The sequence below is a fragment of the Epilithonimonas sp. KH_059 genome, assembly GCF_057838485.1.
Genome location: NZ_CM174468.1, coordinates 1205141 through 1228782 on the forward strand (window position 1 = coordinate 1205141; position 23642 = coordinate 1228782).

Consider the following 23642-nt stretch of genomic DNA (forward strand, 5'->3'; position numbering starts at 1 on the left):
TTTTCTCGCAAAAAACGCAGCCTTTTTTAGGCTGCGCTTAGGGCTTTATTTTTTTGTTTGACTCGCTTTCACAAAGGCTACAAAGAGCGGATGCGGCGATTCCACCGTACTTTTATACTCTGGATGGTACTGCACCCCTACATAAAATGGATGGTCTTTTAATTCCAAAGTTTCCACAAGTTGTGTTTCAGGATTAAATCCTGTAGGAACGAGTCCTTTGGATTCAAATTCCTTCGTATACTCAGAATTAAATTCATACCTGTGTCTATGACGCTCTGAAATGTTTTTAGCTCCGTAGATTTCGTGGAGTTTCGAGCCTGTTTTCAAGCTGCATTTCCAAGCTCCCAGTCTCATGGTTCCACCTTTCTCCACCACATTCTTCTGGTCTTCCATTAAGGAAATCACTGGATCTAGGGTTGAGGAATCAAATTCAACCGAATTGGCTTTTTCAAGGCCCAACACAGTTCTGGCGAATTCAATGGTCATAATTTGCATCCCTAGGCAAATTCCAAGGGTAGGAATTTTGGCCTCTCTTGCGTACTGTGCCGCTACCACTTTTCCTTCAATACCTCGATCTCCAAATCCTGGTGCAATTAAGATCCCGTCAATTCCTTCAAAAGTCTGAGCCACGGTTTCCTGCGTAATATCTCCACTATATACCCAGCGAATTTTGACTTCAGTTTCTAATTCTGCGCCCGCATGGATAAAAGATTCCACAATGGACTTATAAGAATCTTGTAGAGAGACATATTTGCCCACAAGAGCAATCTCTACTTTTCTTTTTGGATTTTTATAGCGCTTTAAGAACTGCTTCCAATCCTTAAGTTCTGCTTTTTTGTCTGATTTTAAATTTAAGGCATTTAGTACTACCTCGTCGAAGTTTTGCTTCTGCAAATTTAAGGGAACTTCATAAATGGTTTCCATATCCTTCGACTCGATCACACTTGCAATGTCCACATTACAGAACTGAGCTAGTTTTGCCCGAATTTCTTTTGTAATGCTATGTTCAGTACGGCAAACCAAGATATCGGCTTGAATCCCGTATTCCATTAGTTGGCGTACAGAATGCTGAGAAGGCTTTGTTTTCAATTCTCCACTTGCCGCTAAATAAGGGACCAGGGTTAAATGAATCACCATAGAGTTTTGTTCACCTAATTCCCAACGCAGTTGTCGTACGGACTCAATGTAAGGTAGAGATTCAATGTCTCCAACCGTTCCACCAATCTCTGTAATGATAATGTCGTAATTCTGCTTGGAAAGAATTTTAATACGACGCTTAATTTCGTTTGTAATATGAGGAATGACCTGCACGGTCTTCCCAAGGAAATCCCCTCTTCTCTCCTTTTCAATAACGGTCTGGTAAATTCGTCCCGTCGTTACGTTGTTGTTTTGAGAAGTATTTGAATCTAAAAATCTTTCGTAATGGCCTAAATCCAAATCGGTTTCTGCTCCATCCTGCGTCACGTAGCATTCTCCGTGTTCGTAAGGGTTTAAAGTGCCCGGGTCGATATTGATATACGGATCGAGCTTTTGAATAGTGACATTAAATCCTCGCTCTTTCAAAAGGAGCCCTAGAGAGGCTGAGATGATTCCTTTTCCTAACGAAGATGTCACACCTCCGGTAACAAAAATATATTTTGTCGGTCTTTTACTCATTGATTTAGGTTTGTGCAAAGTTAAAGGAAAAAACAATGCAGCGCAATTTGATTTCTTTTTATTCTTTCTTTATGCAGTGAACTTACCTAATCATGGAGCCCAAAAAGCACTATACCCTAGGCGATTAGCTAGTTTACTCAAGTTCACTAAAAAGATTTTAGCTCTTTTAAAACTGAGATTTAGAAGCCCCACGCTTTAGCTTAAAAAAGCCTCTCTTTTTTCTTGTTACTCGGCCACTTTTACTACCCTTTTTTTTCGATATAAGCCGCTAAAAAGTGTAAATTGCCATTTGAATTTAAAAGTAAGAAGCAGTGGCCAAACTAAAATCGGTGTATTTCTGTCAAAATTGCGGCACTCAGTATTCTCAGTGGCACGGTCAGTGCAAAACGTGTGGATCCTGGAATACGCTCGCGGAAGAAATCGTAGAGAAATCCTCTAGTAAACAGAGCGCAGAAAAATTAAAAAACCACATTATCAATATTGTGGAAGTGGAAACTACGGAAGAGCCTAGGATTAAAAGCAATTCCGAGGAACTGAACCGGGTTCTGGGTGGAGGCATTGTTTTAGGCTCTGTCATTCTAATTGGTGGAGAACCTGGAATCGGAAAATCAACTTTGCTCTTGCAGTTAGCTCTTAAGATGAAAAAGAAGATTCTTTACGTTTCGGGAGAAGAAAGCACCTCGCAAATCAAGATGCGTGCGGATCGACTCACTGAGCTCCAGAATCCGCACTGCTATTTATTCACGGAAGTCTCCGTGGAGAAAATCATTCACGAGGCAAAAAAACTACAGCCCGATCTCCTCATCATCGATTCGATTCAAACCCTGCATTCTCAAAACTTAGAAAGTTCTCCTGGGACGGTTTCTCAAATCCGGGACTGTTCGAACGAGCTAATTAAATTCGCGAAAAGCACCTCCACTCCTATTATTATTGTAGGTCACATTACAAAAGATGGGCAAATTGCAGGTCCTAAAGTTCTAGAGCACATGGTCGACGTGGTACTAAACTTTGATGGAGACCGAAACCATCTCTTTAGACTGCTTCGTGCTAGTAAAAACCGTTTCGGTTCCACGGCGGAAATCGGCATTTATGAAATGGTCTCTCAAGGCCTAAAAGAAGTGAAGAATCCTTCCGAGGTTTTAATCACGAAAAAACTTGAACCTCTTTCAGGGAATTCGGTAGCAGTGACCCTCGAAGGGAACCGTCCCATGCTCCTTGAAATTCAGGCGCTTGTTTCTTCTGCGGTCTACGGAACTCCGCAAAGAAGCACCACGGGCTTTGACAGCAAACGACTTAACATGCTGCTTGCTGTGCTTGAAAAGAGGGCGGGCTTTCAATTGGGAGCAAAAGATGTCTTTTTAAATTTGACCGGAGGAATTAAAACGGACGACCCTGCCTTAGATTTAGCCGTAGTGGCAAGTATTCTATCTTCTAATGAAGACATTCCAATTTCGGAGAAATATTGTTTTGCGGGAGAAATTGGACTTAGCGGTGAAGTACGCCCTGTAAGGCAAATTGAACAGCGCATCTCAGAGGCAGAAAAACTAGGGTATGAAACCATTGTGGTATCTAAATTAAATAAGATTCCAAAGAAAAAATACGGGATCCAGATTGTGGAAATAAGCAAACTCGATCAATTACACGAACTTCTATTCTAACTTACACTATTGAACTATCTAGCCCACAGTTATCTTTCCTATTCTCCTGAGCAATTGGTGGGAAACTTACTTGTGGACTTTTCAAAGCGGAAAGATCGGCTAGAGTACCCGAGGGAAATTCAAAAAGGAATCGAACTTCATCATGCGATCGATCTCTTTACCGATAGCCATCCAAAGTTTAAAGAAATTAAAGCGCTATTTCGACCCTCGACTGGTCATTATGCGGGCGTATTTGCTGACATCGTTCTGGATTATTTCATTCTTAATGATAAGAGGCTTCTCTCAACCCCTCAGTGGCAGATTCATTGTAAGTGGGCCTACCAAAGCCTCACTCAGTATGAAGAGTGGCTTCCGCCTCGTTTAAAATCCGCGCTGCCTAGTATGATTCGCGACAATTGGCTTATGCAATACCAGTCCTTAGAGGGGATGAAAAGAGCTCTACACCATGTGGTAAGACGCGCTGAGTTCCTAGCGGACTCCACCGATGTATACGAAGTCTTAGTAAACAACCAAGACCGAATAAAGGAACTATACGATGAGTTTTTTCCTCAGTTAAAAGCGTACTGTGAAGAGTTTAATGCAAGGCAGATCTAGAATTCTTTGAACAAATAGCGATCAGGATAATTGAGCCTGTGACTTTGTCTTTTTCCCTCAACAGTAAGGTGAATAATATTGATTTGATCATCAAAAAGATTGTAAAGAGCACTCACAGCTACCTCTACTTTCTTCGGAGTTTTCACTTTCGAAGACTCTAAATAAACCACGACAGACTCGCTGTCTTCTTCAAATCCTAAATAGCCAATGGATAAGAAATCCCCCTCAACTCGTAGGCGTAGAACTTCTAAAAGGTAGTCTCGTAGAGCCTCGTTCAAAGGCTGTTTCATCGACTCGTTTTGAAAATAAAGAATCTTTCCCGTCTTTTTTCGCAGCGCATTTTCTAAATCATCTAAAAAGAATCTACCTGTAATTTGAAAAGTCTCCGACTTAGAGGAGTAGTTAAATTCCACGCTGCCTACATGGTAGGGATGCACAAGGTCCGTTTTCGCAATGGGATTAGAGCCTCCTTTCGCAAACGAAGTGAAAAACAAAAGTAGTAAGAATGGATAGTACCAAGAACTTTGAATCGAAAATTTCATCCTACGAAATTAGGAATTTCTATGAAAACAAATTATTTAAATTTCAAATGATTGCGAAATGCATACACTCCAATCACGACTGCAATCCCCGCGCAGACTGTACTAAGCAAAAAGACGCTTCTTGCTCCTAATGCGTCAATCACTAGTCCCCCACCTAAAGCGCCAAGAGTAATGGCAAGTTGGATAAGTCCTGTTTGAAGTCCTCCCGCACTCTCAGCCTGTTCAGGAATGGTTCGGGTGAGCCAATGGGTCCATCCCACTTGCACAATTCCGAAAAACATACCCCAAAAAGAGACTAAAACCACCGTGGGAGGAAGTAGATCTCCCCAATACATTAAACCTACGACGCAAATTCCCATGAAAAGTGCAGCCAACTGTAATGTTTTATGTAGATCCCATTCCAGAGCATAGCGAGAAAGACTTGCTCCTAAAAAGTTGGCCACTCCAAAACTAAGCAGTACCCAAGTCAAGTTGGCATCCTTCACATTCGTTACATTTTCAAGGAAAGGTCTTAAATAGGAAAAGAAAATTGCATAGCTCATAAATATAAAGAATGTAGAAAGCATTCCTTGTCTTATCTCATTGCGCTTAAAAATTCTAAATACTTCGCGAAGCTTTACAGCTCCTTGGGAAGGCATCATGGGCAGGGAAGAGAATTGCCATACAAACGAAATCACGCCTACAAGAGAAGCAAGCAAGAATACGTTTCTCCATCCAATGTGCATGCCTAGAAAACTACCAAGTGGAGCGGCAAGTACCGTGGCCACAGAGACCGAACTAAAGATAATCGATAGAGCTTTGGGTACATGCTCCTTGGGAACAAGGCGCATCGCCGTCGCCGCCATCATACTCCAACAACCTCCAATTCCAATTCCTAGAAGGATACGGCCTATAATAAGGATGCCAAAATTAGGTGCAAAGCCAACAATCAAATTCGAAAAAATAAGCAGAAGGCTAAATCCCATCAAAACCCAACGACGATCTAATTTCGCTGTGCTCACTCCAATAAACAAACTAGAAATCATAGCCACGGCAGCCGTCACAGAGATTGCCATCCCTACAGTACCTTCGCTTACCATCAGCTCAGAGGCCATCGGAGTTAAAAGACTCGCGGGTAAAAACTCCGCAATAATGAGACCGGCCACACAAAGGGCGACAGACCAAACAGCGCTCCAATTGGGCCCTTGCACTAAACTTTCTTTATTCATTTGATCATCCTTCATACGGTCTATTTTTTGCAACTGGCAAAAGTACCACATTAAATCCCTTCGATCTCAAAATTTCCTAGAGTCTTTTTCTATTGATTTCATAGGTCATTTTTTCATACTTTTGCGATTCGTTGCACTTTAAATTACCAAAAAACAATACTGTGGAGGACTTTACTTTGTATTTAAAACTCGGATGGGAACATATTATTTCCCTGGACGCCTTAGACCATCAACTTTTCGTTTTGGTCCTAATTATGGCCTATTCGATTCAAGATTTCAAGAAAATTTTGATTCTTGTGACTGCTTTTACCATCGGGCATTCCCTAACCCTCGCCTTAAGTGCAATGGATATCCTTCGAGTTCCTGGAAATTGGGTGGAGTTCTTAATTCCACTTACCATTGTATTAACAGCGCTTGATAACCTTATTTTACGCAATAAGGCCAAAACCTTAATGCGCCTTAATTATTACCTCGCACTTTTCTTTGGACTCATTCACGGAATGGGATTTGCCAATACGATCCGTATGACCCTAGCTCAGGAGCAGTCTTTGTTTCTCCCTCTTCTAGGTTTTAACATTGGACTGGAACTTGGCCAGATCCTTCTTGTCGTCGTCTTTTTGCTCGTTAGTTTTATAATGGTTCAACTTGTGAAGATTCCCAAACGAGACTGGGCACTATTTATTTCTTCCGGAGTCTTTTTTCTGGCGATGCAAATGACCTTAGAGCGAATTCCATAATTCAATTAGAAGCCTAAAACACCAACCGACTAGCTGATAGAAGCCGATGAGCCATTATTACTCAGTAGAATTTCAAAAATTATTTTTGAAAAAACACTGCGTTTTTTTCGTTTTTTGGCAAATAATAAGTAGTTTTGATACGCGAAACCCATCTCAATCCCCCTCGCACCATTCATTATGAAACTAAAACTACTCTTAATCCTGCTCCTAAGCTTCGGGTTTTCCAAAGCGCAAAATCACCAGAACAATCCAGAGGCCACGCACGGCAACAAGTTTGAACAGCTAGGCACAATTCTGCCTACACCCAATGTTTACCGCAACGCAGCAGGAGCTCCGGGAACTCAGTATTGGCAGAACCGAGCGGATTACGACATTACCGCCTATTTAGACGAAGAAAAAAGAAACCTAAAGGGATCCGAAAAAGTAACCTATTATAACAACTCACCGGATGCCCTAGATTATCTTTGGCTTCAACTGGATGAGAATGAGCATTCCTCTGTGAACAATGCAGGGTATGATTTCTCATCGTCCCTTCCTAAACAAGTCTCTTCAGACGATTTGGGGCCTAGTGAACTTCCTAAAAAGAACAACGGTCTTGGGGTTAACCTTGAGAAAGTAGTTGATGCAAATGGGAAAGCTCTTTCGTATACAGTGAATAAAACCATGATGCGAATCGATCTTCCTTCTCCCTTGAAACCTGGCGACAAACTGACCTTTCACATCGATTGGAATTACAACATCTCAGACCGTCTATCCACAGGAGGAAGAGGTGGTTATGAATATTTCCCAGAAGATGGAAACGACTTATACACCATTACTCAATGGTTCCCAAGAATGTGTGTTTACTCTGATTTTCAGGGATGGCAAAACCACCAGTTTACAGGACGTGGAGAATTTGCACTTGTCTTTGGGAACTACAAAGTGACGATGAACGTGCCGGCAGACCACATCGTGGCCGCCACGGGAGAGGCAAAAAATTATAAAGAAGTTCTTACCGCAGACCAGTATAACCGCTATCAAAAAAGCACAACCTCAAATGAGCCGATTGAAATTGTAACTCTGGCCGAGGCTAAGAAAGCAGAAAAAGAGAAAAGCAAAAAGAGAAAAACTTGGATCTTCGAAGCGAAAGACGTTCGTGATTTCGCATGGACCAGCTCTCGAAAATTCATTTGGGATGCGATGCACGTGAAAATTCCTGAAAATGGAAACGACGTGATGGCCATGAGTCTCTATCCAAAAGAAGCCTACGGACTCTATAGAAAATTCTCCACCAAAGCGGTAGCGCATACGATTAAGACCTATTCTGAATATACGATTCCGTATCCTTACCCTGTCGCTCAGTCCATTGAAGCTTCGAACGGGATGGAATACCCAATGATTTGTTTCAACTATGGACGTACGGAGAAAGACGGAACCTACTCCGAAGGAACCAAAAACGGAATGATTGGCGTTATCATTCACGAGGTAGGTCACAACTTCTTCCCCATGATTATCAATTCTGACGAAAGACAGTGGACTTGGATGGACGAGGGACTTAATACCTTTGTGGAATATTTAACGGAGGAACGTTGGGATCCAAAATTCCCATCAAGAAGAGGTCCTGCCCACACCATTGTGGACTACATGAAATTACCAAAAGATCAGTTGGAACCTATTATGACCAACTCAGAAAACATCACGCATTTTGGACCTAATGCCTACGCGAAACCGGCAACGGGACTCAACATCTTAAGAGAAACCATTATGGGACGTGAACTTTTTGACCAAGCCTTCAAAACCTATTCAAAACGTTGGGCCTTCCGCCATCCTGAACCTGCGGATTTCTTTAGATCAATGGAAGATGCGAGTGGAGAGGATTTAGACTGGTTCTGGAGAGGCTGGTTCTATGGAACCGACCCTGTGGACATCTCTCTCGATAAAGTTTCTGTGGCGACTCCGAACTTAGAGTATTCTCCAAAACCCATGACAAGAAACTACACAGTCGACAAACCGCTTGAAAACGACTTCGTGGATTTATCTAAAAAACGAAATCAGGCAGATCCTTCTATTGTATTTTACACGGAAAAGGACAAGGAGCTGCAAGACTTTTACTATCGTTACAACCGCGGACTAGAGAAAGTGGACACCACTACAAGTCACTCCATGACCTTTGACTACCAAGAAAAAGTTCCAGCTAGCGAAAAAGCAAACCTCAAAAATTTAACGGCCTATCAGCTAGAATTCTCCAACAAAGGAGGTCTTGTGATGCCGATTCTACTCGAATTCACTTTTGAAGATGGAACGAAACTTGAGGACAAGCGCCCGGCTCAAATCTGGAGACACAATGAGAAAAACGTGAAGCTTTCCTATGTGTTTGATAAAAAACTAAAATCCATTCAAGTCGACCCAATGAAAGAAACCTCTGACATTGACGAAAAGAACAATTTCTGGAGTGCTAGTACAAGCAAAGAACCCGCTACTTCGTTTGACGTCTTCAAACGCAAACAAGGACAGTCCGCTCGCGGCGCTTCCAGTGGAAGAATAAATCCGATGCAGGCCGCTAAGAAATAGACTCATTCAAAACTCCTAAAAACCACTTGCCTATCGCAGGTGGTTTTTTTAATGGGCAAAAAGCCATGGAAAAACCTGCCATATTTACACCTCTTGTCCAAGAGTCTGCCAATTTATCCCCCAAAAGATTTTTTTTCCTCCCAGAAAGACATTGGCAAAGTTTTGGGGAATTGAAGGGAAAATAACAACAACTAATTAAAATATACAATTATGTCAGTAAATTTCAAACCGCTTGCAGACCGCGTTCTCGTTGAACCTACCGCGGCAGAAACCAAAACGGCTTCCGGAATTATCATTCCAGACACGGCACAAGAAAAACCACAAGAAGGAACTGTAGTGGCAGTGGGCCCTGGAAAGAAAGACGAACCTACTACTGTAAAAGTAGGAGACAAAGTACTTTACGGAAAGTATTCTGGTTCTGAACTTAAATTGGAAGGAAAAGATTTCCTTATCGTAAGAGAATCCGATCTACTTGGAATTTTAGGATCGTAATTAAATCCCTACTAACAAACTTTAAATAAAGTCATACATACCGACTTATCTAAAAAATTAAATTAAAATGGCAAAAGAAATAAAATTCGACATTGAATCGAGAGACGCGTTAAAAAGAGGTGTAGATGCCTTGGCAAACGCTGTGAAAGTAACTCTAGGACCTAAGGGAAGAAATGTAGTAATCGAGAAAGCATTCGGAGCACCCCACGTAACCAAAGACGGAGTTTCTGTTGCAAAAGAAATTGAACTAGAAGACAAAGTTGAAAACTTAGGAGCACAGATGGTAAAAGAAGTGGCTTCTAAAACCAATGATATTGCCGGAGACGGAACCACGACTGCGACTGTACTTGCTCAAGCGATCGTTCGCGAAGGACTTAAAAACGTAGCGGCTGGAGCCAATCCAATGGACCTAAAAAGAGGAATCGACAAAGCCGTTGCTAGCGTCGTAGAAAACCTTAAATCCCAATCTCAAGAAGTAGGAGAAGCCGCAGAAAAAATCAAGCAAGTTGCTTCTATTTCTGCAAACAACGACGACACCATTGGTGCACTTATCGCAGAAGCATTTGGTAAAGTTGGTAAAGAAGGAGTAATCACAGTAGAAGAAGCAAAAGGAACGGATACGACTGTAGACGTAGTTGAAGGAATGCAATTCGACAGAGGATTCCAATCTCCTTATTTCGTGACCAATTCAGAGAAAATGGTAACGGAACTTGAAAACCCATACATTTTACTTGTTGAGAAGAAAATTTCTTCCATGAAAGAACTTCTTCCCGTACTTGAACCTGTAGCACAAGCCGGAAAATCCCTTCTAATTATTTCTGAAGAAGTAGAAGGAGAAGCACTTGCTACTTTGGTTGTAAACAAACTAAGAGGATCTCTAAAAATTGCAGCGGTAAAAGCTCCAGGATTTGGAGACCGTAGAAAAGCAATGCTTGAAGACATCGCGATTTTAACAGGAGGACAAGTAATCTCAGAAGAAAGAGGGTTCACAATGGAGAACGCAACTCTTGAGATGCTAGGAACCGCTGAGAAAGTTTCGATTGACAAGGACAACACTATCATTGTAAACGGAGGAGGTGACCAAGCGCAAATCAAAGGGCGTGTGGGTCAAATCAAAGCCCAAATGGAAAACACAACTTCAGATTACGATAGAGAAAAACTTCAAGAACGTCTTGCTAAATTAGCAGGTGGGGTAGCTGTACTATACGTAGGAGCTGCTTCTGAAGTGGAAATGAAAGAAAAGAAAGACCGTGTAGACGATGCTCTTCACGCAACAAGAGCTGCCGTAGAAGAAGGAATCGTACCTGGAGGTGGAGTTGCACTCGTAAGAAGCATTGAAGCACTTAGCAATTTAACTGCTGAAAATGCAGATCAACTTACAGGAATCAAAATTGTAAAAAGAGCCATTGAAGAGCCTTTAAGACAGATTGTTGCAAACGCGGGTGGAGAAGGTTCTGTAATCGTTGCGAAAGTATCGGAAGGAACAGGAGACTTCGGATTCAACGCGAAAAACGATGAGTACGTAAACATGTTTGAAGCCGGTATTATTGACCCAACGAAAGTAGTACGTGTTGCACTTGAAAATGCAGCTTCTGTTTCTGGAATGCTCCTTACAACAGAATGTGTAATTACAGAAGTTAAGAAAGACGAACCTCAAATGCCAATGGGCGGAGGAATGCCAGGGATGATGTAATAATAGTCCAGGTATTCGTTTTTCGAATCCTATAGGCAGCGAGTTCTTTTAAAAGAGCTCGCTGCTTTTTTTATTTAGATACCGAGTGATCCAAAAAGGGAACCCAGAGACTCGTATAGATGGGTGGGTATACTCAAGAGTCACATCTCTTCTATTTGAAAACCTCACAGAAATTCGAGCTCAATCCGTTCGCATAAAATTCTATGGGGCGGTGCCCCAAAAAAGAGTCGAGCGAAATAAAACCATGGCTCCTTAAAGACATTTGGCATTCCAAGGCAGAGGGCCTCTACCCCATATCATGATACGATTCTCTATTTGGAAAACAAACGGTAAAAACCTAGATTTCTTCGGACGTATTCTCGACTTCCACAGACGGTTTTTGAAGCTGACCTTTGTACAAGTTCGAATAAAACCCACCTACTTTTAGAAGCTCCTCATGAGTCCCTTGCTCTACAATCAGACCTGAGTCCATCACCAAAATTTTGTCAGCTTTTTGAATAGTAGAGAGTCTGTGCGCAATAATAATCGAGGTGCGATTTTGAGTAATCTTCTCTGTTGCGCGTTGGATGAGTTTTTCGCTTTGGGGATCAATGGAAGAGGTTGCCTCGTCGAGAATTAAGATTTTAGGATCGGATAGATAAGCCCGAAGGAAGGACAAAAGCTGTCTTTGCCCTAGAGAAATAGAGCTTCCTCTCTCGCTAACGACATACTCATATCCTCCTGGAAGCTGGGAAATAAACTGATCGACCTCAATTTCTTTGGCCGCTTTTTTCACTTTTTCAGGCGTAACCTCAGGGTCACCAAAGGCTAAATTCTCATAGATGCTGTCATGGAATAAGAATACGTCCTGCAATACCACTCCCACATGGGCTCTTAAATTGTAAAGCTCGTAGTTTTCAAGCGGCACGCCGTCAATTAAAATTTCACCAGAATTGCGGTCATAAAGACGAGTGAGGAGGCTAATAATCGTGGATTTACCGGCTCCTGTAGCGCCTACAATGGCTACACTTTCTCCTGGATTCACCTGGAAACTTATCCCCTTAAGAACTTCTTGTTTTTCGTCATACGAAAAATGCACATCCTTAAATTCAATCCGGCCTTCGAAATGATCTTTCTTCACGGTGCCTGTATTGGACATGGATAAATCTTGATCCATCAGTCCCAATACACGCTCGGCTCCCACAATGCCTCGCTGAATATTGTTAAAGCGGTCTGCGATTTGTCGAAGCGGTCGAATAAGCATCGAGATGTATTGAATGAAGGCAATAACCACCCCTGCTGTAATGGTAATATACCCTCCATAAAAAAGAACAAAGCCTATAAATAACGAAGAAATTAATTCTACTACTGGGAAAAAGAGCGAAAAGATAAAGACGGTCCGAAGAAGCGCACTCTTTAGAGTCTCGTTAATGGAAACAAACTTCGAATATTCCTGCCCTTGTCGGTTGAAAACTTGAATGAGTTGCATCCCTGCAAGTCTTTCTTGTACGAACGAGTTTTGGTTTGCAGTCCAAGTTCTTTCGTCTCCAAAAGCTTTTTTAAGCCTCTTTTGAAAGAACCTTGTAATCACCACCATCAGAGGTAAGATCGCAATGGAAATATAACTCAAATGCTCGTTTGTGTTGAACATCATGATTAACACGAAGACGATTCTTAGGATATCCCCGAACACCATCAAAAATCCATCGGTGTACACCGTGGCAATGGTTTCCACATCTCCCACCGCTCGCGTCACCAACTGACCGATAGGCGTTTTGTCAAAAAACGAGGTTTTGAAATAGAGCAGTTTCTTGTATAGAGTTTCTCGGATATCCCGAATGACATTCTGAGAAATGAAGTTGGAAAAATAAACGAGGAAAAAATTAAGAAAGGTCTCTAAAATGACAAGGCCCACTAACCAATAAATATGCTTCATCATTAGGCCCTTATCGCCTAACTTGATAATGTCATTGTCGACGATTTGCATCGTTAAATAAGGTCGGAATGTGGAAGTTACCGACAGCAAAATGGATACGACCAAGGCGAAGATAAACCACGAGCGGAATTTCATACCTATTAGAAATAGGCGTTTAATGATCGATCCGGTCGAGGGTTTATTCATAGGGGTATAAAAATTTAGTATGGTTAAATTTTCTGATGCAAATTTACGGAATGTTTCGTAGATAGCACGGCCTCTCTATCAAAGGGTTTTAAAATTCGAGTCCTTCTTTAAGATCGTTTCCCACTCGTACCCTACGTCGAGAAGATAAAGACCGTGCGCAGGCGCAGAGGTTCCCGCTCGATTTCGATTTTTACTTGCAATAATTTCTCTTACCTCCTCAGGCCTAATCTTTCCTACTCCTACCTCCAATAAAGTTCCCACAATCGCTCGAACCATATTGCGTAAAAATCGATTGGCCGATATGGTGAAAACAAGACGGTTTTCAATTTTTTTCCATTTTGCTTTATAGACTTGACAAACAAATGTTTTGTTATCTCCACCTACTTTTGCAAAACTTTCAAATTCTTTGTACTGACAAATAATTTCAGCGGCCTGATTCATCTTCTCAAGATCAAGCGCTCGCGTATAAAACGAGTAGGCAGTATCGATTGAAAAAGGATCCTTGACTAGAGATACATGGTACTCATAGGTCCGATAGGTTGCGTCAAACCGAGCATGCGCTGAGGGCTGAACTTCAAACAGTTTTTCCACTTGAATGTCACGAGGCAAAAACCGATTTAAGCGCCTTACTAGGTCGCTAGGGAGCACTCCCTCAAAATCCAAGTGAGCAAACATTTTCTTGGCATGCACTCCGGTGTCCGTTCGACCCGCCCCCGTAATGGAGATCTTCTCACGCAAAAGGGTTGAGAGAGAAGTTTCTAGAACTTCTTGCACCGAGATTTCTCGGGGCTGAATTTGGTAGCCAAAATAATTTTTTCCAAAGTAGGAAAACTCAATAAAATATCTCAATTTCGTATGTTTGCAATGCAAAAATAAAACATTTGAAGAAGATACTCTTACTTTCTGACACGCATTCTTATATGGACGAGCGCATTTTGCATTACGCCGCGAAGGCGGATGAAATTTGGCACGCCGGAGATTTCGGAAATCTTGAGGTCTTTGAGGCTCTAGAGTCCAAAGGGACTCTTCGCGCAGTCTATGGGAATATAGACGGGGCCTCCCTTCGGAGCCGCTGCCCTGAGTCTCTTTCTTTTACTTGTGAAGGTCTCGAGGTCTTCATGATTCACATTGGAGGCTATCCAGGAAAGTACTCCCCTTCTGCCAGAGAAAGTCTAAAGCAGCTAAAACCTAAACTCTTCATTTCAGGACATTCTCATATTCTAAAAGTGATGCACGATAAAAACTTAGGACTCTTGCATTTGAATCCTGGCGCCTGTGGATGCCAAGGTTGGCATCAAAAACGAACCCTGCTTAGTTTTGAAATAGAAAAAGGAGAAATCCAGAATCTAGTTGTAATTGAACTGGGAAACAAAACGGAACAAAGCAATGAAGATTAACGACGCTGTATCGCTCATAGACCAAGATCTCCATGGAACCGTCACTTCGGTTCACGGAGAATGGGTCGTCTTTAAAGATTCTCATGGGTTCACCCATAAGCACCACAAATCGGAACTGGTTCCGATGGACACTTCGCTTTATGAAAATATGGAAGTAAACCCAAAAAAGGAACCTTTAAAAACGACCTCAAAGAAGCACCGAACCACCCATCTTGTTCTCGATCTTCATTTTGATAAATTGGTCTCAAATCCTCTTGCCTATGAGAGTTTTGAGAGACTCTTTCTTCAAAAAGAAAAACTTATCGAAACCATTGAATTCTGCCGAACGCACCGGCTAAAGAAATTAGAAATCATCCACGGGTTAGGCGATGGAGTCCTTCAAAAGCTAGTCGTGGACTACCTAGAAAATGCGATGGATCTTGAATTCCATCACACTCAGATCTTGGCCCAGCAATCTGCAAGCATTCTAGTGTACTGGAAGTAAAGCAGCTCTACGCCTCACAAACGCTCCCTCCTTTTTCAAATCCCAATTAAATTCTCTAAATTTGCGCCTAAATAACGATGAAACAGCTCCGAATCCTTGTCTCCAAAGACTATTTACTTTACCAAATTACCAATGCGAAAAGCGTATTGGAAGAAAAGGAACTGCTCTTAGATCTGGAATCCAAAGAACAATCGTTTTTACAACCCATTGAAAATCTCCTTCAAGGCTCATTCGATAAGATTGAAGTTTATTCTGCTTTTAATCATTTCACCCTGATGCCCGAGGGCTTTTCTCAGCACGAAATAGGCCTGGATCTGCTTTCCCTGAATGCATCTCTAGAAAAAGACAAAGAAGAACTGATGCTTGCTGTGAATAAAAAACATGCAGTTCAGTTCTATTACACCTTCCCAAGGGATCTTTACCAGGTTTTAAAACAGAGCCATCAGAATGCAAAATTCAATTTCTCTGGAGAAAAGTTTTTAAACCAGATCACGGTTAAAAAACCAAGAGAGGTTCACATAAATTTGTATCAGAACCAATGTGAATTTTTCGCATTTGCGAACAAAAAAGTAGTGCTCTACAACCATTTAGATTTGCAATCCGAGGTTGACTTCCTCTATTTTATACTTTTCACCTTAAGCAAAATTGATTTCTCTCTTAGAGAAACTAGATTTCATATTTACGGAGAAACTTCTCAAAACGAAACCTTTATCTCGGAACTCAATAAATTTGCAACCCATTTAAAAATTCCCTTCGACAATCTGCCGAAAAAGAATTTCATTTTAAATTAACCCCAAGTACACAGACGATGTTTAGAATTATCTCCGGACGCTGGAAAGGCAAACGAATTGCGGCTCCCAAACATTTTGAGGTCCGTCCCACTACGGATTTCGCAAAGGAGGCCCTGTTCAGCATCCTAGAGCACCGTAATGACTTAGAATTCCTTACGGTCCTAGACCTCTTCGCAGGGATTGGATCGATTTCCCTAGAATTTGCTTCTCGGGACTGCAAAGACATTACCGCTGTGGAACTCAATCCAAAGCACTGCGCTTTTATTAACGCGACCGCCGCAGAGCTAGACTTGGCACTGCAAATTAATGTGCAACGTGCAGACGTTTACGAGTACCTAAAAAAGAACCGTAGTAAAAAGCAGTTTGATTTGATCTTTTGTGATGCGCCCTTTGAATCCACCGACGAGGCACAATACCAAAAACTAATCGATCTTGTTTTAAATGGGGATTTTCTTAAGCCTGGGGGAAGTTTCATCTTGGAACACACCACACGACTAAAGCTTCAGCATCCTTCTATTCTTGAAAGTAGAAAGTATGGGAACATCACGTTTTCCTTCCTTCAAAAACCAGAAGCAGAACTAGAAGTTGAAACGGAGCAGACTCCGATTACAGAGGCCTAAGTTCTAAAGGAATCGCGTTTCCAAAAATCTTTTTTGAAATCTTTTCAAAGTTTTTCGTCACGTCTGAGACGTAGAAATGATATTCCACGTTCTGATTTTCACTCTGGAGCAAATGGCTTGATTCAAGGATGAATTTTAGGTGACCCACCACAATGCTTGGTGAATCGATAATACGAACTCGGTTGCCGTAAAACTGCTTAATTTCGTCGATTAGAAGAGGGTAATGCGTACATCCCAGGATCAAAGTTTCAATGTTTTTAAGCTTATTTTGACTTAAATAATTGTAGATGATCGCGCTCGTAATGGGATGGTTCCGAAAGCCTTCCTCAATGGCAGGCACTAAGAGAGGGGTCGGAAGTTCATCCACATGAATAAACTTGTTATGCTTTCGAATGCTTTTTCGATAGATTCCAGAACTCACGGTCGCTTTGGTTGCAATCACACCCACATTGGTATGAATTTCAAAAGCTACTTTTTCTGCCACGGGACTAATTACATCAATCACAGGGACTCTTCCATCGACAAGCTCTTTGATTTCTTTCAGTGCATTGGCAGTGGCCGTATTACACGCCACCACAATCGCTTTGCAGCCCTGATCCAAGAGGAATTGAGTGATTCGGCGGCAATAGCCCCTAATCGCTTCAGGAGATTTATCTCCGTAAGGCAAATGCTTTGTATCGCCGTAATAGATGAAATTTTCCTTGGGAAGGATTTTGCGTATTTCTCTTGCGACGGTCAGTCCTCCTACTCCCGAATCAAATATTCCGATAGGCATATCTGCGCGAAGAGAAGAGTAATCTGGTTTTTTTATTTTCAAAGCGATTCCAATTTGTTGCAAAAATACAAATATTATTTCTCGTACGGATTTCTAGTCCATTCTTGGCGGCTAGACTTTGAATAAATCGGAAGCGATGCCGTCTGCCATAAACCAATGTTCGGAAGGAATCACAAGGCGGTTCCCTTCCATTTTTAAATACCCATTATCCATTTTAGGAGTCAGTTCATTGCCGAAATGAGTAAGGATTTCTGAAGAAAACTCCGATTGAAGTCTTTTTAAGTCTACCCCTTTGCGAGTTCGAAGGCCGATCATTAGCATTTCATTATAGCGATCCTTTTCTTCAAGAATCTCAACTTCTAAAGCAAGCACTCCCTCGCGAAGGGATTGAATGTATTTTGTATTGTTTGCGACGCTCCAGCTTCTTTTGGATTTTCCATCGTAGGAATGTGCTGAGGGTCCAATTCCAAGGTAAGGTGAATAATTCCAATAGGCGGAATTGTGTCTTGACTCTTTTCCAGGCACTGCAAAATTTGAAATTTCATAGTGACTTAATCCCTGCTTTTTAAGATACTGCGCCATCCAATGAAACTGATCGTTTTGAAGGGCTTGGCTTGGCGGGGGAACAATCTTTTCTTGCACCCAATGGCTCAAGGTCGTCTTAGGCTCTACCGTAAGGGCATACGCTGAAATATGAGGGATTTCAAGGGACATCGCAATTTGAAGATTCTCCTGCCAGATCTCCATAGAAGAGGTCATAGCTCCGTAAATAAGGTCAATTGAAAGGTTTTCAAACCCAAAGTCCTGACTTCTCTTAATAGAATCAAGCGCCTCAGAGGCAGTATGTGCGCGATTCATGAGGATTAAATCGTCCTTGAAAAAGCTTTGAGTGCCAATGGAAAGCCGATTAATGGGTGTTTTAGAAAGTGCTTGAAGCTTCGCGGCAGACAAATCATCTGGATTCGCCTCTAAGGTAATTTCAATATCCTCTTCCCAATCATAATAACGCTGCGTCTTTTCGAGCAGTGCCCAAAGTTCATCTACTTCCAAAAGGGACGGCGTACCGCCTCCAAAATAGATCGAACGAAGTGGCTTTTTCTCGAGTTCTCCTTCCCGAAGAGATAACTCCTTATGCAGCGCAAGTAAGAGCTCCTCTTTCTGATTTAAAGAAGTAGAAAAATGAAAATTACAATAACTGCATTTTTGTTTACAAAAAGGAATGTGGAAGTAAATCATGCGCCTTTCTTAATTATGCTCTAAATACGTTCTCCATTTGTCTAGTGCTTCCTTCATATCCTGAGGCATTGGACTTTCAAAGAACATAGGCTCCTTGGTGGTGGGATGAATAAATCCAAGTGTATGTGCATGCAGTGCTTGGCGAGGAAGCACCTCAAATACATTCTTAATAAAGTGCTTGTATTTCGGTAAATTGACGCCTCGTAGGGCTACATTTCCCTCGTACCGTTCGTCGTTGAAAAGCGTATGGCCGAGGTATTTAAAATGCGCTCTAATCTGATGCGTACGTCCCGTTTCCAGTCGACACTCTACCCAAGTCATATGGCGGAATCGTTCTTTTACTTTGTAGTGGGTCACCGCATGTTTTCCACTGCTGCCGTCAGGGAAAACGGCCATCTGCATGCGATTCTTCTCGTGGCGACCGATATTTCCTTCAATCGTACCCTCGTCCTGTGCTAGGTTTCCCCAAACAAAAGCCCAGTAAAGTCGTTTTGTTTTTCTCTCAAAAAATTGCTTCGCTAAGAAACTTAAGGCATATTCTGATTTTGCGATCACGAGTAGTCCGGAAGTATCCTTGTCGATTCGATGCACCAGTCCTACGCGGTCTAAATCGCTTTTTTCTTTGTTCTTCTCAAAGTGAAATGCAAGCGCATTCACAAGAGTTCCGTCCCAATTGCCATGGCCAGGGTGCACCACCATACCGGGAGGTTTGTCCACAACCAAGACTTCTGAATCTTCGTACACAATATTCAAAGGAATATCCTGAGGAACAATCACATTTTCTCTAGGAGGACGACTTAAGAGAACGGAAATCTCATCGCCCGGTTTCACCTTATAGTTTTGTTTGACAGGCGTACCGTTCACAACGACATTGCCAGCTCTACAGGTCTGAGAGAGTTTGTTTCTTGATGAATTTTGACGGAATATGAGTAAGTATTTATCAATACGAAGTGGCACCTGCCCCGGATCCACCTTGAGACGCAAATGCTCATACAGGGCGCCGCTTTCCTGGTCCTCGTCCTGAGAATCTTCGTTTCCATCAAAGTCTAACTCGGGATCTTGATCTTCTATTTCGTTATAATCTTGGCTCATCCGTTATTGAAAATAGCTTCACACAGGTCGTTGAAGCTATTGTATTTCTATTATTTTATTGACTAAAAGTTACTCCACAATTACTTTCCTAGCCTTAGGCTTAGGTTCATCCTTCGATTCTGGCGTTTTAGGAGTACTCGATTTTTCATTCGTTGTTTTCGGAGTTTTTGCCGGCTCCACCGGTTTTGCTTTTTGTTCGGGATCCGTTTGCGGTGACGCTGGGATGACTGGGTTTCTCGGAGCTGTCTCTATAGGATCGGAAGTATCTTCCCATTCAATTGGCGCAGGTGCTCGTTCAATCTGAGTCCGATAAATAGAATTGAGCTGCTGGATTTTCCCCATCATTTGGGCGGGAATCTTTTTGCTAGCCCAAAGGTCAATTTGCATTCCTTGGTCCCGAATGGCTCCGCCTTCTGGGTCTTGGTAGTAAACAATATCGGATTGATCCCGGTCCTGGTCTTCAAAATCAATCAGACCAATTTCAAATAAATTGTTTGAGATGACCGCTTTTGCTTCTTGAACTGTGAGGCCTACTAAGTTGGGAACCGTTACATTTCGTTTGGGTCCCGTACCAATGACTAAATCAATGCTTGCAAAGCGAGGAAGTTTCATTCCGGGCTTCACGATGGTACCCCCTCTCTGCATACGAATAACCGCATCTCGCTGAATATTAGGTTCATAAATCGTATCGCCTACCTTCAGTCCAATCGATTCCAACTGCCTAAAGGCAAGTCCTTTGTATTGGTCTAAGATATCCGGTACCTGAACCGGTGCATAGGTTCGTGGGTTCACTTTTAAAAGAATGGCTCTTCCTCCTTTCACTCTAGAACCTGCAGTAGGATAGATTTGAAGAACCTGGAAAGGTTTAAACTTAGGGTCGTATTTAAAACTATCCACTTCGTAATGAAGTCCATTGTCGTCTAGTACTTCAATAGCTTTGTGTACAGATAGATTGACCACATTGGGAACTGGAATTTCTTCCCCATGATTGGTGTGGACTTCAAGCCAACGAAAGGTAAGCCAGACTAGACCTAAAAATACAATGGCTGCGAGAAGTATATTCCCTAGTACCTTCCAGTGAAAAAGCGATTTAAACATACAGTATCCTTGTTACAGAAGACAAATATAACTAATAATTTTAAAAACGAGATTGGATTTTCTTGCCCTTGCAGCGTGAGAACATTATTTTTTTTCAAAAATCTGTTAGCTTAAACAAAATTGCTAAATTTGCCTTACCCTTAAGGTGCAGTAAATATGAATAAAAAGAACGTTGCCGTGGTCATGGGCGGATACAGCGAAGAATACAAAGTTTCGCTTAAGAGTGGACAGCTCATTTACGACTCCCTGGATCGGGAAGTTTACAATGTTTATCGCGTAGTCATCCTCGCAGATGAGTGGTATTTCGTGGACGATAACGAACAAAAAGTTCCAATTAACAAAGCCGACTTTTCCGTCGAAATGCAAAGCGGGTATGTTCTCAAATTCGATGTTTGTTTTAATACCATTCACGGTCGACCGGGTGAAAACGGAGAACTGCAGGCCTATTGGAATACCATTGGACAAAAATACACGGGATGCAACTTTTACCAGAGTGCCTTAACGTTCAACAAAAAGGACACCTTAGCCGTTCTAGCAAAATACCAAGTACCTTCTGCCAAAAGCGTCTATTTACGGAAAAACGATCCCATTGAGGCGGAGCAGATTATTGAGCATCTTGGACTTCCCCTTTTTGTGAAGCCCAATCAAAGCGGCTCCTCGCTTGGAATTACCAAAGTAAAATCTTTGGAAGAATTCCCAGAAGCGATCCGAATCGCTTTTGCCGAGGACGACGAAATTTTGATTGAGGAGTTCCTAGACGGAATGGAAGTTTCTGTCGGTGTGGTCGATTTCAAAGGAGAAACCACGGTTCTCGGAATTACAGAAATCGTTCCTGAAACCGAATTCTTTGATTACGCTGCAAAATACCAGGGAGCTTCCCAGGAAATCACCCCGGCCAGAATCTCGGATTCAATCAAAGAAAAAGTGGAGAAAGTAGCGATTCGTGCGTACGACTCTTTAGGGATGAGTGGATTCTCAAGAAGTGAATTTATCATTGTAGAGGAGATTCCCTACATGCTAGAGATGAATACAAATCCTGGATTCTCTCCCACGAGCATTTTGCCCCAACAAGCGACCCATTTTGGTCTTAGTATACAAGAACTCTGCGGAAATGAAGTGGAGAAAGCCTATAACAAACCTCTTTAACAACGCTTATGAGAATTGCGGTATTTCCGGGATCATTTGACCCGATCACTTTAGGACACTTTGATATTGTGGAGCGAGCAGCGCCACTCTTTGACAAAATCATTATTGCCATTGGGCAGAACTCTCAAAAGAAGTATATGTTTTCTTTGGAACAGCGTAAAGAATTCATTCGCAATACTTTTAAAGATTTTCCAAATGTGGAAGTTGACAACTTCGAGGGGCTCACCATCGATTACTGCCGCAGCAAAAATGTAAATTTCATCCTTAGAGGCCTACGAAATCCTGCCGACTTCGAATTCGAAAAAGCCATAGCGCAAACCAACCGAACCCTTACACAAGACAATAAAATTGAAACGATTTTTCTTCTCACCTCTTCTGGGAAATCCTTTATCTCAAGTAGTATTGTGCGGGAAATCATTACCTTTAAAGGCGATTACGAACTCCTAGTACCCACCGCGGTTCGCGTCTAACTTAACCCATTTGTATTGGAAATCCATCACAATTTCAACCTCTTCATCGAGGTCGTAGGAACCCTAGCCTTTGCGATGTCAGGTGCTTTTGCCGCTATGCAGAAACGCCTTGATCCCTTTGGTGTCCTTATTATTGCCTTTGTTACTTCAGTAGGAGGCGGGACGGTAAGAGACCTACTGCTAGACGTTCCTGTCTTTTGGATGCGCGATATGCTTTATCCGATCACGATTTTCATCGGGACCGTTTTAGCCTTTATCGTCAAATCCTTTGAACGAAATTTCAAAGTCACCCTGTTCATTTTTGACAGTTTTGGTCTTGGGCTTTTCACCATTATCGGAATCCAAAAAGGCTTAAGTCAGGAGCTTCACCCTTTGATTTGCTTAACTCTAGGAACGATCACAGGTTGTTTCGGTGGAATTTTAAGAGATACGTTCCTAAACCGAATCCCTCTGATTTTTCGAAAAGAAATTTATGCAACCGCTTGTATTGTAGGGGGCGGAATTTTCCTTTCTCTTATTCGGTACACAAACCTAGCGTATGTCATCATTCAAATTACGACGATTCTTCTTATTGTACTGATTCGAACCTTCGCAGTTAAATACCATTGGCAGATGCCCAAATTCTACGACCAGAGAACCAATTTTGAAGATTGATTTTCACTCAATAGAAAAGAATTAGCCTGCAATATCCTTGCAGGCTAATTCTTTTTATTCGAGTTAATCTTTTTTCTTAAGAGAACTTGCCTCTTTGTCTCATGTGTGGATTGTGCATATGCTTTTGCATAGAAGGCATCTTCAACTGATCTTTCATCATTTTTATTTGATCGGTCATCATCCCAGCACTGTCTAATTTTTTAGCTTCCTCTAAAAGTCTTTGTCCTTCTTGCTTCCGACCTTTAGAAATCGCCACTGCAGCTAAGTTTAGGTTAGCCATAGCACGATCGTGCTTCATGTTCAGTCCATATTCGAGGGCCTTTCTCATCAAGGGTTCCACTTTCACAGGTTGGTCTTGCGCTAGGGTTAGACCTTGCATATAATGGAAGTATCCGTACTGTGATTTGTGCAATTGGGTTCTGTAATTTTTAATGTTCTCAAGCCACTGCCCTGCTTTCTCCGTATTTTGCTTACGCATCTGCCAGAAAGCAAGTAGAATATATTCGTTTTTGAAAAACAACGCAATTGGAATGGCACTAAGAACAAACACGACGATTCCCCACCCTGTTTCCCGAGTGAAAAACATCATGTATACGCCTAGACCCATCAGAAGGGCAGCAAATACTAATTTTATAATTTTATTCATTT

The 23642-nt window shown here is 41.9% G+C and carries 23 protein-coding genes; 13 read left to right on the top strand and 10 right to left on the bottom strand.

All coding sequences use genetic code 11. The features are described from left to right. Positions 1 to 45 precede the first annotated feature (45 nt). Positions 46 to 1656, bottom strand: coding sequence for a CTP synthase (gene pyrG, locus AC3IRX_RS05620; protein ID WP_489208817.1), 1611 nt, complete (start codon positions 1654 to 1656; stop codon positions 46 to 48). Positions 1657 to 1967: 311 nt separating this feature from the next. Here pyrG and radA point away from each other — a divergent pair, with 311 nt between their 5' ends. Together radA and AC3IRX_RS05630 are read left to right on the top strand one after the other, a co-directional pair. Continuing rightward, positions 1968 to 3314 carry a DNA repair protein RadA gene (gene radA, locus AC3IRX_RS05625; RefSeq protein ID WP_489208819.1) on the top strand — a complete coding sequence of 449 codons (1347 nt, stop codon included), beginning with the start codon at positions 1968 to 1970 and terminating at the stop codon, positions 3312 to 3314. Between the two features lie 9 nt (positions 3315 to 3323). Further along, the gene (locus tag AC3IRX_RS05630; protein ID WP_489208820.1) at positions 3324 to 3908 is read left to right on the top strand and encodes an acyl carrier protein phosphodiesterase; all 585 of its coding nucleotides are present in this window, start codon (positions 3324 to 3326) and stop codon (positions 3906 to 3908) included. Here the strand turns inward: AC3IRX_RS05630 and AC3IRX_RS05635 are convergent. Then, positions 3905 to 4450 (bottom strand): DUF6702 family protein, encoded by a 546-nt coding sequence (locus AC3IRX_RS05635; RefSeq protein WP_489208822.1) that lies wholly within the window; start codon positions 4448 to 4450, stop codon positions 3905 to 3907. The genes AC3IRX_RS05630 and AC3IRX_RS05635 overlap by 4 nt on opposite strands. A gap of 32 nt (positions 4451 to 4482) precedes the next feature. Then, positions 4483 to 5673: an MFS transporter gene (locus AC3IRX_RS05640; RefSeq protein WP_489208823.1), complete on the bottom strand. Its 1191-nt coding sequence runs from the start codon at positions 5671 to 5673 to the stop codon at positions 4483 to 4485. Between the two features lie 146 nt (positions 5674 to 5819). On the opposite strand from AC3IRX_RS05640, the gene AC3IRX_RS05645 reads away from it, so the two are divergent. The 4 genes from AC3IRX_RS05645 (at position 5820) to groL (ending at position 11130) form a co-directional block, all read left to right on the top strand. Then, on the top strand, positions 5820 to 6395 hold the full coding sequence (locus AC3IRX_RS05645) for a HupE/UreJ family protein (RefSeq protein ID WP_489208825.1): 576 nt from the start codon (positions 5820 to 5822) through the stop codon (positions 6393 to 6395). A 177-nt stretch (positions 6396 to 6572) separates the two neighbouring features. After that, the gene (locus AC3IRX_RS05650) at positions 6573 to 8945 is read left to right on the top strand and encodes a M1 family metallopeptidase (RefSeq protein WP_489208826.1); all 2373 of its coding nucleotides are present in this window, start codon (positions 6573 to 6575) and stop codon (positions 8943 to 8945) included. Positions 8946 to 9155: 210 nt separating this feature from the next. Beyond that, on the top strand, positions 9156 to 9437 hold the full coding sequence (locus AC3IRX_RS05655) for a co-chaperone GroES (protein ID WP_459083354.1): 282 nt from the start codon (positions 9156 to 9158) through the stop codon (positions 9435 to 9437). Positions 9438 to 9504: 67 nt separating this feature from the next. After that, a complete protein-coding gene (gene groL / locus AC3IRX_RS05660; RefSeq protein WP_489208828.1) occupies positions 9505 to 11130 on the top strand; it encodes a chaperonin GroEL in 1626 nt (541 codons plus the stop codon). Between the two features lie 337 nt (positions 11131 to 11467). On the opposite strand, the gene AC3IRX_RS05665 is transcribed toward groL, so the two are convergent. Both AC3IRX_RS05665 and truA read right to left on the bottom strand, forming a co-directional pair. Further along, positions 11468 to 13231 carry an ABC transporter ATP-binding protein gene (locus AC3IRX_RS05665; protein WP_489208830.1) on the bottom strand — a complete coding sequence of 588 codons (1764 nt, stop codon included), beginning with the start codon at positions 13229 to 13231 and terminating at the stop codon, positions 11468 to 11470. A gap of 78 nt (positions 13232 to 13309) precedes the next feature. Next, positions 13310 to 14080: a tRNA pseudouridine(38-40) synthase TruA gene (truA, locus tag AC3IRX_RS05670; RefSeq protein ID WP_489208832.1), complete on the bottom strand. Its 771-nt coding sequence runs from the start codon at positions 14078 to 14080 to the stop codon at positions 13310 to 13312. A 32-nt stretch (positions 14081 to 14112) separates the two neighbouring features. On the opposite strand from truA, the gene AC3IRX_RS05675 reads away from it, so the two are divergent. The 4 genes from AC3IRX_RS05675 to AC3IRX_RS05690 all read left to right on the top strand — a co-directional run bounded on the left by AC3IRX_RS05675 (position 14113) and on the right by AC3IRX_RS05690 (position 16523). Then, positions 14113 to 14628, top strand: a complete 516-nt coding sequence (locus tag AC3IRX_RS05675) for a metallophosphoesterase family protein (RefSeq protein WP_489208833.1) — start codon at positions 14113 to 14115, stop codon at positions 14626 to 14628. Next, complete coding sequence (locus AC3IRX_RS05680; RefSeq protein ID WP_489208835.1) at positions 14618 to 15112, top strand: Smr/MutS family protein; 495 nt, start codon at positions 14618 to 14620, stop codon at positions 15110 to 15112. The genes AC3IRX_RS05675 and AC3IRX_RS05680 overlap by 11 nt, the downstream gene beginning before the upstream one ends. A gap of 77 nt (positions 15113 to 15189) precedes the next feature. Then, positions 15190 to 15903 (top strand): DUF3822 family protein, encoded by a 714-nt coding sequence (locus AC3IRX_RS05685; protein ID WP_489208836.1) that lies wholly within the window; start codon positions 15190 to 15192, stop codon positions 15901 to 15903. Between the two features lie 17 nt (positions 15904 to 15920). Then, the gene (locus AC3IRX_RS05690; RefSeq protein ID WP_489208838.1) at positions 15921 to 16523 is read left to right on the top strand and encodes an RsmD family RNA methyltransferase; all 603 of its coding nucleotides are present in this window, start codon (positions 15921 to 15923) and stop codon (positions 16521 to 16523) included. Here AC3IRX_RS05690 and murI read toward each other — a convergent pair. The 4 genes from murI to AC3IRX_RS05710 all read right to left on the bottom strand — a co-directional run bounded on the left by murI (position 16510) and on the right by AC3IRX_RS05710 (position 20724). Beyond that, positions 16510 to 17298, bottom strand: coding sequence for a glutamate racemase (murI, locus tag AC3IRX_RS05695; protein WP_489211474.1), 789 nt, complete (start codon positions 17296 to 17298; stop codon positions 16510 to 16512). The two genes, AC3IRX_RS05690 and murI, sit on opposite strands and share 14 nt — an antisense overlap. Before the next feature lie 111 nt (positions 17299 to 17409). Next, on the bottom strand, positions 17410 to 18534 hold the full coding sequence (hemW, locus tag AC3IRX_RS05700; protein WP_489208840.1) for a radical SAM family heme chaperone HemW: 1125 nt from the start codon (positions 18532 to 18534) through the stop codon (positions 17410 to 17412). Between the two features lie 9 nt (positions 18535 to 18543). Next, positions 18544 to 19626: an RluA family pseudouridine synthase gene (locus AC3IRX_RS05705; protein ID WP_489208842.1), complete on the bottom strand. Its 1083-nt coding sequence runs from the start codon at positions 19624 to 19626 to the stop codon at positions 18544 to 18546. A gap of 69 nt (positions 19627 to 19695) precedes the next feature. After that, positions 19696 to 20724, bottom strand: coding sequence for a PASTA domain-containing protein (locus AC3IRX_RS05710; protein ID WP_489208844.1), 1029 nt, complete (start codon positions 20722 to 20724; stop codon positions 19696 to 19698). A gap of 156 nt (positions 20725 to 20880) precedes the next feature. Between AC3IRX_RS05710 and AC3IRX_RS05715 the strand changes: the two genes are divergently transcribed. Genes AC3IRX_RS05715 through AC3IRX_RS05725 form a run of 3 tightly spaced genes read left to right on the top strand, consistent with a single transcriptional unit; the run spans position 20881 to position 22994 of the window. Further along, positions 20881 to 21870 (top strand): D-alanine--D-alanine ligase, encoded by a 990-nt coding sequence (locus AC3IRX_RS05715; protein WP_489208846.1) that lies wholly within the window; start codon positions 20881 to 20883, stop codon positions 21868 to 21870. Between the two features lie 8 nt (positions 21871 to 21878). Further along, entirely contained in the window at positions 21879 to 22340 is a 462-nt protein-coding gene (coaD, locus tag AC3IRX_RS05720; protein ID WP_459083342.1) for a pantetheine-phosphate adenylyltransferase, read from the top strand. Positions 22341 to 22361: 21 nt separating this feature from the next. Next, the gene (locus AC3IRX_RS05725) at positions 22362 to 22994 is read left to right on the top strand and encodes a trimeric intracellular cation channel family protein (protein WP_489211475.1); all 633 of its coding nucleotides are present in this window, start codon (positions 22362 to 22364) and stop codon (positions 22992 to 22994) included. Positions 22995 to 23070: 76 nt separating this feature from the next. Here AC3IRX_RS05725 and AC3IRX_RS05730 read toward each other — a convergent pair whose 3' ends face one another. Next, positions 23071 to 23640, bottom strand: coding sequence for a DUF2892 domain-containing protein (locus tag AC3IRX_RS05730; RefSeq protein WP_489208848.1), 570 nt, complete (start codon positions 23638 to 23640; stop codon positions 23071 to 23073). Positions 23641 to 23642 lie beyond the last annotated feature (2 nt).

Bases quoted from the DNA above. Each gene is read 5' to 3' on its own strand.
- pyrG (WP_489208817.1), bottom strand. From the start codon at position 1,656: ATGAGTAAAAGACCGACAAAATATATTTTTGTTACCGGAGGTGTGACA.
- AC3IRX_RS05635 (WP_489208822.1), bottom strand. From the start codon at position 4,450: ATGAAATTTTCGATTCAAAGTTCTTGGTACTATCCATTCTTACTACTT.
- AC3IRX_RS05640 (WP_489208823.1), bottom strand. From the start codon at position 5,673: ATGAAGGATGATCAAATGAATAAAGAAAGTTTAGTGCAAGGGCCCAAT.
- AC3IRX_RS05650 (WP_489208826.1), top strand. From the start codon at position 6,573: ATGAAACTAAAACTACTCTTAATCCTGCTCCTAAGCTTCGGGTTTTCC.
- AC3IRX_RS05655 (WP_459083354.1), top strand. From the start codon at position 9,156: ATGTCAGTAAATTTCAAACCGCTTGCAGACCGCGTTCTCGTTGAACCT.
- groL (WP_489208828.1), top strand. From the start codon at position 9,505: ATGGCAAAAGAAATAAAATTCGACATTGAATCGAGAGACGCGTTAAAA.
- AC3IRX_RS05665 (WP_489208830.1), bottom strand. From the start codon at position 13,231: ATGAATAAACCCTCGACCGGATCGATCATTAAACGCCTATTTCTAATA.
- AC3IRX_RS05680 (WP_489208835.1), top strand. From the start codon at position 14,618: ATGAAGATTAACGACGCTGTATCGCTCATAGACCAAGATCTCCATGGA.
- AC3IRX_RS05685 (WP_489208836.1), top strand. From the start codon at position 15,190: ATGAAACAGCTCCGAATCCTTGTCTCCAAAGACTATTTACTTTACCAA.
- AC3IRX_RS05690 (WP_489208838.1), top strand. From the start codon at position 15,921: ATGTTTAGAATTATCTCCGGACGCTGGAAAGGCAAACGAATTGCGGCT.
- murI (WP_489211474.1), bottom strand. From the start codon at position 17,298: ATGCCTATCGGAATATTTGATTCGGGAGTAGGAGGACTGACCGTCGCA.
- hemW (WP_489208840.1), bottom strand. From the start codon at position 18,534: ATGATTTACTTCCACATTCCTTTTTGTAAACAAAAATGCAGTTATTGT.
- AC3IRX_RS05705 (WP_489208842.1), bottom strand. From the start codon at position 19,626: ATGAGCCAAGATTATAACGAAATAGAAGATCAAGATCCCGAGTTAGAC.
- AC3IRX_RS05710 (WP_489208844.1), bottom strand. From the start codon at position 20,724: ATGTTTAAATCGCTTTTTCACTGGAAGGTACTAGGGAATATACTTCTC.
- AC3IRX_RS05715 (WP_489208846.1), top strand. From the start codon at position 20,881: ATGAATAAAAAGAACGTTGCCGTGGTCATGGGCGGATACAGCGAAGAA.
- coaD (WP_459083342.1), top strand. From the start codon at position 21,879: ATGAGAATTGCGGTATTTCCGGGATCATTTGACCCGATCACTTTAGGA.
- AC3IRX_RS05730 (WP_489208848.1), bottom strand. From the start codon at position 23,640: ATGAATAAAATTATAAAATTAGTATTTGCTGCCCTTCTGATGGGTCTA.